Source organism: Streptomyces sp. NPDC048192 (assembly GCF_043202415.1).
Taxonomy (GTDB): domain Bacteria; phylum Actinomycetota; class Actinomycetes; order Streptomycetales; family Streptomycetaceae; genus Streptomyces.
On sequence record NZ_JBIDAL010000015.1, the window covers coordinates 119,697 to 131,537 of the forward strand.

Here is an 11,841-nt window from a genome sequence, read left to right on the forward strand (position 1 = left end):
GGTGCTGCGGCGTGTGGTCGGAGGGCCGGCTGTGATGTGCGAGCAGCTCCGGCACATCGCGGAGTTGGGGGAGAGCCGTCGTATCCGCGTGCATGTGCTCCCTTATTCAGCGGGTGCCCATGCCCTCCAGGCAGGTTTCCTCTCCCTCATGTGGTTCGAGGACATGCCGCCCATCGCATACGCGGAAGGCGTGAACAGCGGCCGTCTCCTCGAAATTCCGTCCGTGGTGCGAGGGTGTCAGGAGCTCTACGATCAAGCTCTGGGTGACGCCTTGTCGCACCGTAAGACCATGGGCCTGCTGAGGTCCGTCGCGGAGGATTACGAACATGAAGCGCAGCGAGCCGATCATCCCTGACGCGTCGGCGCTTTCGGGCTGGCGCAAGTCCAGTTATAGCGGAGGCAGCAGCGACAACTGCCTCGAAGTCACCGTCTGGCGTAAGTCGAGCTACAGCGGTGAGAGCGGCGGCAACTGCCTCGAAGTCGACGACACCCCCGCCCCCACCCACGTCCCTGTGCGTGACAGCAAGAACCCCGCCGGGCCCGCCGTCGTGTTCTCGGCGTCGGCCTGGGCGGCGTTCGTCGGTGCGCTGAAGGACAGCTAGCGCGTCAAGGCCAGCGCAGCCACCGCCGCCCCCACCGCGCACACGGCCAGCACCGCGCCGGTGCCCATCAGGCGGGGGACCGGCACCCGGACGCCGTAGGCGTGGCAGCGCTCGTACCACAGCAGCGTGGCCAGGGACGCCCAAGGGGTGATCACCGGGCCGGCGTTGGTGCCGATCAGCAGGGCCAGCAGCTGGTCGTGGTTGCCGACCGGGACCGCCGCCTCGCCGGCCAGGTACACCGGCAGGTTGTTCAGCGCGTTGGACAGGCCGCCGCCGACCGCCGCCGCGCGGAACAGGCCGAGCGTGCCGCCGTCGGTGCCGACCGCCGAGGCGAGCAGGTGGTGCAGCCCGTGCGCGTCGAACGTCTCGACCACGAGGAACATGCCCGGCACCATCACCAGCAGCCGCCAGGGGACGAGGGACAGGCTCAGTGCGGACCGCTGCCGCAGGGCGAAGGCCGCCACGGCGATGAGTGCCGCCGTGCCGGACGCCATCCACAGGGGGACGTCGGCCACCAGGATGGCGAGCAGGAAGCCGCCGCAGGCCAGCGCGCAGGCGCGGAACAGGACGGCGTCGGCGGGGCGGTGGACGGCCGGGGGGACGTAGCGGTCGGTGGCGTCCACCCGCACGTCCGTCACACGGGCCGCGCCCGGGCCCGAGACCTCCACGGCCTCCATCAGGCCGGACCCGTCCACAACAGGCCCCCCTCGCCGTCCCCGGCGCCAGAAGAACAGCCACAAACAAGCCATCGTCACGGCGAGCGCGGCGAGTTGCGGGGCCCACATCCGTCCCGCGAGACCCAGCGGGGACAGCGCGACCCGGTTGGCGGCCAGCAGGTTGGTCAGGTTGGACACCGGGAGCAGAAGGCTCGCCGTGTTGGCCAGCCATACCGTCGTCATGGCCAGCGGCACCGGCGCGATGCCCACCCGGGAGGCGAGCGCCAGCATCACCGGGGTCAGCAGGACGGCCGTGGTGTCCAGGTTCAGGGTGATGGTGGTGACCGCGGCGAAGGCCACGCACAGCAGGAACAGCGCCGGATAGCTGCCCCGGCCCGCCCGCGCGACCCGCGCCGCCACCACGTCGAACACCTCGGCCCGGCTGGTCAGTTCGGCCAGCACGATCACCGTGCCGAGGAACGCCAGCAGCGGGGCGATGCGTGTCATCGCGTCGGACGCGGAGTCCTGCGGCAGCAACCCCGTCGCCACGCACAACAGTCCGGTGGCCAGCAGACCGATCGCCACCCGGTCGAGGACATGCAGACGCAGCAGTAAGGCACGCACGGAGGGAAGGGTCGCACGTTTGTGCGCCGCTGTGACCAGGGCACCGTCGAACGCCTGGAAACGACCGGTATCGGCCTGTCTTCTCACGGCATCATGAATACATGGTGGCTCGTCAGATCGCCCCGGGGGACACCGGGCCATTGGATTTCTTCGTCAGCTACTCGCCCGCGGACGAGCGCTGGGCGTCCTGGATCGCCTGGACGCTGGAGGAGGCCGGGTACCGCACGGTGCTGCAGGCCTGGGACTTCGTGCCCGGCACGAACTTCGTGGACTTCATGGACCGGGGCGTGAGCGAGTCCGCCGCCGTCATCGCCGTACTCTCGCGGAACTACGAGCGGTCCCGGTACGGGCGGATGGAGTGGCAGGCCGCCCTTCGCGCCGATCCGGACGCGCCGGAGCGGCGGCTGATCACCGTGCGGGTCGAGGACATCCCGGTGGAGGGCCTGCTCGCCACCATCACCTACGTGGACCTGGTGCCGGTCACCGACCCGGTGGCGGCCCGGGACCTGCTGCTCGCCCGGGTCCGGCAGGCCCTCGACGGGCGGGCCCGGCCCAGTCTGCCGCCCGGTTACCCCGGCGGCGCGAACGGGCATCCGCCGGCCTCGGCCCCGCCCCCGCCGAGCCCGGGACGCCCGCTCGGCGGCACCGGGTGGGCCGGGCGGCGCAGACCCGCGGCGGCGCCGGCGTATCCGCGGGCGTCAGGAGCGGACGGGGAACGGGACGCGGTCACCGTGCTCCAGCTCGCCGGGCCCGCCTTCGGCCGGGGCCAGGACCCCGCCGAGTTACAGGCCGCGATCTGGGGCGACCTGGTCGAGCTGGCCGACGCCGGGGCGCCCGCGCCCGACCTGCTCGTCGTCACCGGGGACCTCACCGCCTCCGGCAGCCGGCGCGAGTTCGAGCAGGCCCTCGCCTTCCTCACCGGGCTGCGGGCCCTGCTCGGACTCGAACCGCACCGGGTCGTCCTGGTCCCCGGCGGCCAGGACGTCAACCATGCCGCCTGCCGGGCCTACTTCAGCACCTGCGAGGCCGACGAGATGCCGCCCCGGCCGCCGTACTGGCCCAAGTGGCGGCACTTCGCCGGGCTGTTCCGGGAGCTGTACCAGGGGCTCGACCTCGTCTTCGACAGCGATCAGCCGTGGAGCCTGTTCCCCGTGCCCGAGCTGCACACCGTGGTCGCGGGCCTGAACTCGTCCATGGCCTACAGCCACCGGCCCGACGACCAGTACGGGCTGATCGGGCGCGAGCAGGCGGCCTGGTTCGCGCAGGCGCTGCGACCCCACGAGACCGAGGAGTGGCTGCGGATCGGGGTCGTACGGCACTCGCCCGGCGCCGCCCGCGCGGCCGCCCCCGGCGTACGGCGCCCCGGTGCGGCCGCCGCCGACGGCGCCGGGCCGCTGCGCGACACCGACGTGCTGGCCCGGCTGACCGCGCCCCGGCTGCACCTGCTGCTGCACGGCCCGTCCGGCCCCGGCACGCCGGCCGCCCTGGCCACCGGCTCCGGCGAGGTGCCGCTGCTCGGCGCCGGGCGGCCCGGCGGACACCAGCTGGTGCGGATCGGACGCGACGGACTGGCCGTCTGGCAGGGGCCGGGCGAGCCGCAGCGGCGGCCCGTCCGGTGGCGGCGGGCCGACCGGGCCTTCGGGCCCGGGGCCGCGCCCGCCGACGACCGCGCCGGCACGCCCGCACCCGCACCCGAGCCCGAGCCGCGCGCCGTGCAGACCCCCGCCGAGATCCTGCTCGCCCGGGTCGCGGAGGTCTGCCGCACCCGGCACGAGGGCGCCCAGCTCCGCCGGGTCGACGGGCCGGTGCCCCAACTCCTCGTCACCTGGAGCCAGTCGGGCTTCGTGCGGCAGCAGCGGGTGGCGGTCCACATCGGCACCCCGGCCGCGCAGGACGTCGACCGGTTCGCGGCCCTGGTGCACGCCGCCGACGCCCAGGCGGAGGCCGAACTCGTCCACGACGGCCCGCCGCCCGCCCGCGAACTGCGCGACGCGGCCCGCCGCCTGGGCGTCCGGGTGCGCAGCTTCACCGAGTTCCAGGGACTGCTCGACCTGCGCGGCTACGTCGCCGGGCAGACCGAGCGGCTGCGCACCGACCCCCGCTACCCCCCGGGCATGTACCTGCCGCAGCGCTACCGGGAGGTGGAGCGCCTCGACGCCGAGGACCGCGACGGGCTCGTGGACGAGATGCTGCGCCTGCTCGACTCCGACCAGGGGCGCTTCCTGCTGCTGCTCGGCGACTTCGGGCACGGCAAGACCTTCGCGCTGCGCGAGCTGGCCCGCCGGATCCCGGCCGAACTGCCGCACCTCGTGCCGCTGCTGATCGAACTGCACGCGCTGGACCGGGCCTACTCCTTCGAGGGCCTGGTCGCCGCGCACCTCGCCGCGCACGGCGTCGACAACATCGACCTGCGGGCCTTCCGGTACATGCTCCAGCAGGGCCGGATCGTGCTGCTCTTCGACGGCTTCGACGAACTCGTCAACCAGGTGACGTACGACCGCGCCGCCGAACGCCTCCAGGTGCTGCTGGACTCCGCCGTGGACAGCGCCAAGGTCGTGGTCTCCAGCCGCACCCAGCACTTCCGCTCCCAGGGCCAGGTGCTCACCGCGCTCGGCGAACGCGTCGGCCTGCTCCCGCACCGCCGGGTGCTGGCCGTGCGGGAGTTCACCCCGCAGCAGATACGCGCCTACCTGGTCAACCGCTACGACGGCGACGAACGCGCCGCCGACCACCGGCTGCGGCTGCTCGACGCCATCCCCGACCTGCTCGCCCTGTGCCGCAACCCCCGGCTGCTCGGCTTCGTCGCCGACCTCGACGACGACCGGCTGCGCGCGGTCGCCGGCGCCGGGCGCGCCCTCAGCCCCGCCGGGCTGTACGAGGAGGTGCTCGGCGCCTGGCTGGGCTTCGAGGCGCAGCGCGGCGGCGGCAGCCCCGGCCGGGCGCCCGGACTCTCCGTGGACCAGCTGTGGGACGCGGTCACCGCGCTCGCCCTGCGCCTGTGGGAGAGCGGCCAGGACTCGCTGCGCCTGGACGAGCTGACCGACGTCGCCGAGACCCTGACCGGGCTCGCGGACGCCCGGCTGTCGGTGCCGCAGACCGCGCACGCCATCGGCTCCGGCAGCCTGCTGGTGCGCAGCGACGACGGGGTGTTCCGGTTCATCCACGGCTCGGTGGTGGAGTGGCTGGTCGCCCGGGAGTGCGCCCGCCGGATCACCCGCGGCGACAGCACCCTGCTCGAGCGCCGCCAACTCGGGCAGCTCGCCGTCGAGTTCCTGTGCGACCTCGCCGACCACCGCCTCTGCCAGGCCTGGGCCGAACGGGAGCTGTCCCGCACCTCCGGCGACGCCGCGCCGGACGCCGCCCACGCCAACGCCGTGAAGATCCTCAGCCGGCTGCGCGTGCCCGCCCACACCGATCTGCGCGGCGCGGCCCTCGCCGGGGAGGACCTGTCCCACCGCGACTTCTCCGGCGTCGACCTGACCCGCGCCGACCTCACCGACGCCCGGCTGATCGGCGCCGACCTCTCCGGCGCCGTCCTGCGCGGCGCCCGGCTGACCGGCGCCCGGCTCGACGGCGCCGACCTCACCGGCGCCGACCTGCGCGGCGCCGACCTGCGGCGCGCCCGGCTGATCCGCGCCGACCTGACCGGCGCCCGGGTGGACGGCAGCCGGTGGCGGCGGGCGGCGCTGATCTCGGCGACCACCGGGCCGCTGGCCGGCCGCCCCGAGCTGGCCACCGCCGCGATCGCGCCCGGCATGGCGGTCGACGCCGGCTTCCGGCCCTCCGCGGTCGGTGTGCCGTACGGCTTCGACATGCGGACCAGCCGGCTGCCCGAACCCATCTCCTACAGCCCCGACGGCGAACTCCTCGGCGTGGGCAGCGAGGACGGCGGCGTCCTGGTCTGCGAGGCCGCCACCGGCACCCCGCTGCGCACCCTCCAGGGCCACACCGGCCGGGTCTACGCCGTGAAGTTCCGCGGCCGCGTCCTGGCCACCGGCAGCTCCGACGGCACGGTACGTCTGTGGGACCCGGTCTCCGGCCGCTGTCTGCACCGGCTGGAGATCCACGGCAGCGGCGTCTGGCCGCTCGTCCTCGACGCCGAGGGCTCGCTCATGGCCACCGGCGACGCCGACGGCGTGGTCACCGTCTGGGACACCGCCTCGGGCACCGCCCTGCACCGGCTGCCCGGCCACACCGCGCCCGTCTACACCGTGGCGTTCGCACCGGGCAACGCCACCCTGGTCACCGGCGACGCCTCGGCCGCCGTACGCCTGTGGGACCTGCGCACCGGGCAGCCGGCCGGGGAACTCCCCGGGCACCAGGGCGCGGTGTTCCGGGCGCGGTTCAGCCCGGACGGCGCCCTGCTGGTCACCGCCGACCGGGGCGACGGCCGGCAGGGCGGGGCCGTGCGGCTGTGGGACCTGGCGACCGGACGCCCCCTGCACGAGTTCACCGGACACTCCGGCCGCGTCTACACCCTGGACTTCCACCCCGGCGGCGCCCTCCTGGCCACCGGCGACACCGAGGGGGAGGTACGGCTGTGGGACCTGGCCGGCGGGCGCGGCGCCGGGCTGCTCGGCGGCTGCCGCGGGGCCGTCTACCAGGTGCTGTTCGACCCCGACGGGACCCTGCTGGCCGCCGGGGACAGCGCCGGGGTGGTCCGGCTGTGGCGGATCGACCCCGCGGCCGACCCGGTCGCCACGCCGCTGAACCGGCAGCCCGCCGAGCACCGCGGCTCGGTCTGGGTGTGCAAGTTCCGTCCGCACGGCGACACGCCCGCCCAGGGACCCGGCGCCCTGCTGGTCACCGGCGGCAACGACGGCGTCGTACGGCTGTGGGACCCCGCCACCGGGCAGGGCCGGCGCATCCTGCGCGGCCACGGGCGGCGCATCGGCAGCCTCTCCTTCAGCGCCGACGGCTCGATGCTCGCGGCCGGCGGCAACGACGGCGTCGTCCGGGTGTGGCACGCCGCCTCCGGCCGCCGGCTGCGCGAACTGACCGGCCACAGCGACCGCCTGGTGTCCGCGGCGTTCGGCCCCGCCGGGTCCCTGCTGGCCACCGCGAGCAGCGACGGCGACATCTACCTGTGGAACGCGGCCACCGGCGAGTACCAGCGCGCGCTCGACGTGGAGACCGACCATGTGTGGGCGGAGGCGTTCAGCGCCGACGGCGAACTCCTCGCCACCGCCAACGACGACGACACCGTACGGCTGTGGTACCGGACCACCGGCGCCCATGTGGCCACCGTCACCGAGCACTTCGGGCGGGTCCGCGCGATCGCATTCCGGGCCGACGGCGCGGTCCTGGCCACCGGCTGCGACGACCGCAGGGTGCGGATCTGGGACGTGGCGGAGGGCCGGATCACGGACGTCCTCGACGGCCACACCGACCGGGTGTACGCCGTGGGCTTCGCCCCCGACGGCTCCTGGCTGGCCAGCGCCTCCTGGGACGGCATGGCGGTGATCTGGAAGGACGGCGAGAGCGTCCACCGGCTCACCGGCCACACCGGCAAGCTCTGGACGGCGGCGGTGCATCCGTCGCGGCCCCTGCTGGCGACGGCGGGCGACGACCGCACCGTCCGCCTCTGGAACGCCCTCACCGGCGAGCAGACGGCCGTGCTGACCGGCCACACCGGCCGGGTCCTGGCCGTGGCCTTCAGCCCCGACGGCTCCCTGCTGGCCGGCGGCGGCGAGGACGGCACGGTACGGCTGTGGAACGTGCCCGCCGACGCCGCGCCCGCCCTCAAGGTCACCCTGGTCGGCATGCCCGGCGGCTGGGCCGCGCTGTCCCCGTCCGGCGGCTACAAGTACGAAGGTGACGTCACCGGCGAGTTCTGGCACGCGGTGGGCATGTGCCGCTTCGAACCGGGGGAGTTGGACGGCCGGCTGCCGGGGGTGCGGCAGGTGCCGCCGGACGAGCCGCTGGGGTAGGGCAGGGGGTGGTTTTGAACGCGTTCAAATACAGGCGTACGCTCCTGTCATGAGCGACAGAGCCGCCCTGCTCAAGGGCATTCGCGTCTGGCTGGTCTTCTTCGTGGTGTGCCTCGCCCTCAGCGGGGCCACCGCCTTCCCCCTGGTGCACGAACTGCGCTGGACCGACAGCGCGCTGAGGTGGCTCTCCGTGCCGGACCACCTGCCCGGCCTGGCGGCCTGGATCGCACGGGTGCGCGACGGTCTGGACACCGTGGACGCCCGGTACCCGTTCGTCCTCTACGGCACCGACTGGCTGGCCTTCGCCCACCTCGTCATCGCCGTCGCCTTCTACGGGCCGTACCGCGACCCCGTCCGCAACGTCTGGGTCGTCGAGTTCGGCATGATCGCCTGCGCCGGCATCGTCCCGCTCGTCCTGATCTGCGGGCCGATCCGCGGAATTCCCTTCTGGTGGAGCCTGATCGACATGTCCTTCGGCGTGTTCGGCGTGGTCCCGCTGTACGTCGTACGCAAGAAGATCAAGCGGCTGGAGGCGCTCACGCCCGCGGTGGCCGGCGCGGCTCAGGCGCGGGCGTAGCGCTGCCGCGCGGACCTCACCGCCCCGAGGACCGGGCCCGGCCCCGGCGGCGCCCGCCGCCGTCGCCGTCGCGCAGGGCGTGCAGGGTGTCGATCCGGTTGGTGGTGATCGAGTCGACGCCCAGGTCCAGCAGGCGGGCCATCGAGCGGCGGGTGTCCGGGGTCCACACGGACAGCAGGTAGCCGTCGCGGTGGACGCGGGCCGCCAGCTCCCGGCTCACCAGGGAGAAGCGGTAGTTGAGCCAGCGCGGGCGGATCACGTCCAGCAGCACGGGCCGGGGCGGGGCCAGCGTCGTGCGGGTCAGGGCGATCTCGGCGGCCGGGTCGGCGGCGCGGACGGCCAGCATCGCCTCGGCGCCCGCGCAGTAGTAGACCCGCTCCCCGGCCCCGCTCTGCCGGACCACGTCCATGACCCGGTCCACCGTCCGCCGCTCGACCCGACCGCACAGGTCCACCATCACCCGGCTCTCGCCGGTCGCGGCCAGCGCCTCCGCCAGCGTCGGCACCCCGCCCGCCGTGAGCCCGCGCACCTCCTCGGCGGACAGCGCCGCCAGCGGCCGGCCGACGCCCCACAGCCGCTCCAGCGTGTCGTCGTGCAGCAGCACGGGCACGCCGTCGCGGGTCAGCCGGACGTCGACCTCGACCACGTCCGCGCCCCGGCCGAGCGCGGAGCGGAGCGAGGCGAGCGTGTTCTCACGGAGGCGATAGGGGTCGCCGCGGTGGGCCACGGCGGTCAGGGTCTGCATGCCCCCCATTGTGGGGTGCGTCAGGAGGCGAGCCAGGTCGTGGTGTACGCGTCGATCTCCGCCGTGAGCCGGGCCTTGCCGGCCGGGTCCAGGAAGGACGCCTCCACCGCGTTCCTGGCGAGGCCGGCGAGGCCCCGCTCGTCCAGGTCCAGCAGCCGGGCCGCGACCGCGTACTCGTTGTTGAGGTCGGTGCCGAACATCGGCGGGTCGTCGGAGTTGATCGTGACCAGCACGCCGGCCTTCACGAACTCCCGGACCGGGTGCTCCTCCAGGGTGCGGACCGCCCGGGTGGCGATGTTCGACGTCGGGCACACCTCCAGCGGGATGCGGTGCTCGGCGAGGTGCGCGAGCAGCCCGGCGTCCTGCGCGGAGCTGGTGCCGTGCCCGATGCGCTCGGCGCGCAGCTCGGTCAGCGCGTCCCACACCGTCTGGGGGCCGGTCGTCTCACCGGCGTGCGGCACCGAGTGCAGGCCGGCGGCGACGGCCCGGTCGAAGTACGGCTTGAACTGCGGCCGGGGCACGCCGATCTCCGGCCCGCCGAGTCCGAACGACACCAGCCCCTCCGGGCGGATCCGGTCGTCCGTGGCCAGCCGTGCCGTCTCCTCGGCGGACTCCAGCCCCGCCTCGCCCGGAATGTCGAAGCACCAGCGCAGCACGGTCCCGAACTCGGCCTCGGCCGCCTTGCGGGCGTCCTCGATCGCCGCCATGAAGGCCAGCTCGTCGATGCCGCGGCGGGTGGAGGAGAAGGGGGTGATGGTCAGCTCGGCGTACCGCACCTGCTGCCGGGCCAGGTCACGGGCCACCTCGTAGGTGAGCAGCCGGACGTCCTCCGGGGTGCGGATCAGGTCCACGACCGACAGGTACACGTCGATGAAGTGCGCGAAGTCGGTGAAGGTGAAGAAGTCGGCCAGGGCCTCGGGGTCGCTCGGCACCTTGGAGTCGGGGTGCCGGGCGGCCAGCTCGGAGACGATGCGGGGGGAGGCGGAGCCGACGTGGTGGACGTGCAGTTCGGCCTTGGGCAGTCCGGCGATGAAGGTCCGCAGATCACGGTCGGCGGTGCCGGCGGCGGGCACGGAACTGTCGGTCATGGGGTCCTCCCCGGGAAGGGCGCCCGCACAGCGGTGTCCGTGGCGGTGCGGGCGCGGTGATCGGCTGATCGGTTGCGCGGCATCATCGTAGGCCCCTGCCCCGAACCCTCCCGACCTGCCCGTAGCATGGCGGCACAGCCAGCAGAGGGGGGCCTTCACCATGTCCGACGAGGTGCCGCAGTCCACGCCGCAGCAGCACCGGCCCGCCGGCGACGGCCAGGCCCCGCCCCGCGTCTCCCTGGACAAGCACCAGGACCCGATACCCGAGGCCCGGCCGGGCGCCGCTGCCCGGGACGGATACGGGTCCGCCCCCTACCAGCAGACGGTGACCTCGCTGCCGTCCTCGCCGGACGAGCCCTCCGACGCCGTGCCGTCGGCCTGGGCCCCGCCGGCCGCCGATGCCGCGCCCCCGGCCGCGAACCCCTTCGCACCCCCGGCGGCCACCCCGCCCCAGGCGAACCCGTACGCCCCGCCGGCCGCCCCCGCCAACCCGTACGCCCCGCCCGCCGCCACGGCGCACGCCTACGCGCCGCCCGTCGCGCCGGCGAGCCCGTACGCACCGCCGGTCTCCTACATCCCGCCCGCCGCACGGCACGCGGGGCCGGAGCCCGTTCCCCCGCCGCCCATCGCCCCCGACGGCCCCGGCCGGGTGCCGTACGGCTATCCGGGCCCCGCGGGCTACGGTTACCCCGGCGGGCCCCAGCCGCCGTACGCCGGTCCCTACGGCTGGCCCGGTGTGCAGCCCATGCCGAGCAACGGCATGGGCACGGCCTCGCTGGTGGTCGGGATCCTGGGCGTGCTCTTCTTCCTGCTGTGGCCCATCTCCCTGGTGCTGGGCATCCTGGGCATCATCTTCGGCGCGGTGGGCCGCGCGAAGGCCAACCGCGGCGAGGCGACGAACCCCGGCGTGGCCCTGGCCGGCCTGATCTGCGGCGCGGGGGGCATCGTCCTGGCGCTGGTCTTCATCGCGGCACTGATCGCGGCCGGCTCCTCCTGACCGGATCCCCGGACCCATCCGGTCGCCAGGTCTCGGGGTTTATTCGGCGCCCTCCTTCAACCTGTCCCGCGCCTCCATCAACGCGAACCCCAGAAGGTTCAGCCCTCTCCACCGCTCGGGGTCCGACGCCGCCTCGTCGGTCGCCGCCAGGCCGATGCCCCAGACGCGGTCCACGGGGCTCGCCTCCACCAGGACGCGGTCGCCGGTGCCCAGCAGGAAGCCGCGCAGCGCGTCGTCGGACGCGAACTTGTGGACGCTGCCCTCGACGACGATCCGGAACCGCTCCCGCTCCCAGACCGCCTCGTCGAAGTCCCGGACCAGCCGCCCCGCCTTCTTGGCCTGAGCCGGGTGCTCCGCGGCCAGGATCCGCCGCTCCGCCTCCGCGTCGCCGAACAGGCGCGCCTTGCCCGCCATCATCCAGTGCTCCGCCGTCGCGTACGTGACGCCGTCGACGACGAACGGGGACGGCCACCACTGGCTCAGACAGCTGGCGCCGATCGTGCCGTCCGGTCTCGGCCGGTGCCCCCAGAAGTGCAGATACCTGGTCCGGTGACCCGCCCGGACCCGGCTGACCAGCGCTTCCACCCCGTCGATCTTCCCCATGCAGCCGAGTCTGGCACGC

At 74.5% G+C, this 11,841-nt stretch carries 8 protein-coding genes and 1 pseudogene; 5 read left to right on the forward strand and 4 right to left on the reverse strand.

The features are described 5' to 3' along the window. Nucleotides 1–13 precede the first annotated feature (13 nt). Nucleotides 14–355 (forward strand): Scr1 family TA system antitoxin-like transcriptional regulator, encoded by a 342-nt coding sequence (locus tag ACGFZN_RS29760; protein ID WP_393861614.1) that lies wholly within the window; start codon nucleotides 14–16, stop codon nucleotides 353–355. Next, on the forward strand, nucleotides 327–602 hold the full coding sequence (locus ACGFZN_RS29765; RefSeq protein ID WP_393861543.1) for a DUF397 domain-containing protein: 276 nt from the start codon (nucleotides 327–329) through the stop codon (nucleotides 600–602). Before ACGFZN_RS29760 ends, ACGFZN_RS29765 begins: the two co-directional genes overlap by 29 nt. Here the strand turns inward: ACGFZN_RS29765 and ACGFZN_RS29770 are convergent. Continuing rightward, nucleotides 599–1,882 carry an SLC13 family permease gene (locus ACGFZN_RS29770; protein WP_393861544.1) on the reverse strand — a complete coding sequence of 428 codons (1,284 nt, stop codon included), beginning with the start codon at nucleotides 1,880–1,882 and terminating at the stop codon, nucleotides 599–601. The two genes, ACGFZN_RS29765 and ACGFZN_RS29770, sit on opposite strands and share 4 nt — an antisense overlap. A 101-nt stretch (nucleotides 1,883–1,983) precedes the next feature. On the opposite strand from ACGFZN_RS29770, the gene ACGFZN_RS29775 reads away from it, so the two are divergent. Next, nucleotides 1,984–7,812, forward strand: a complete 5,829-nt coding sequence (locus ACGFZN_RS29775) for a TIR domain-containing protein (RefSeq protein WP_393861545.1) — start codon at nucleotides 1,984–1,986, stop codon at nucleotides 7,810–7,812. Nucleotides 7,813–7,861: 49 nt separating this feature from the next. After that, the gene (locus ACGFZN_RS29780; RefSeq protein ID WP_393861546.1) at nucleotides 7,862–8,389 is read left to right on the forward strand and encodes a hypothetical protein; all 528 of its coding nucleotides are present in this window, start codon (nucleotides 7,862–7,864) and stop codon (nucleotides 8,387–8,389) included. 16 nt (nucleotides 8,390–8,405) lie between these two features. Here ACGFZN_RS29780 and ACGFZN_RS29785 read toward each other — a convergent pair whose 3' ends face one another. Next, entirely contained in the window at nucleotides 8,406–9,134 is a 729-nt protein-coding gene (locus ACGFZN_RS29785) for a glycerophosphodiester phosphodiesterase (RefSeq protein WP_393861547.1), read from the reverse strand. 20 nt (nucleotides 9,135–9,154) lie between these two features. Then, nucleotides 9,155–10,283 (reverse strand): annotated as a pseudogene (locus ACGFZN_RS29790) (adenosine deaminase). Between the two features lie 99 nt (nucleotides 10,284–10,382). Here ACGFZN_RS29790 and ACGFZN_RS29795 point away from each other — a divergent pair. Then, on the forward strand, nucleotides 10,383–11,219 hold the full coding sequence (locus ACGFZN_RS29795; protein ID WP_393861548.1) for a DUF4190 domain-containing protein: 837 nt from the start codon (nucleotides 10,383–10,385) through the stop codon (nucleotides 11,217–11,219). Between the two features lie 39 nt (nucleotides 11,220–11,258). Here the strand turns inward: ACGFZN_RS29795 and ACGFZN_RS29800 are convergent, their stop codons facing one another. Further along, nucleotides 11,259–11,822 carry an NADAR family protein gene (locus ACGFZN_RS29800; RefSeq protein WP_393861549.1) on the reverse strand — a complete coding sequence of 188 codons (564 nt, stop codon included), beginning with the start codon at nucleotides 11,820–11,822 and terminating at the stop codon, nucleotides 11,259–11,261. Nucleotides 11,823–11,841: the final 19 nt, after the last annotated feature.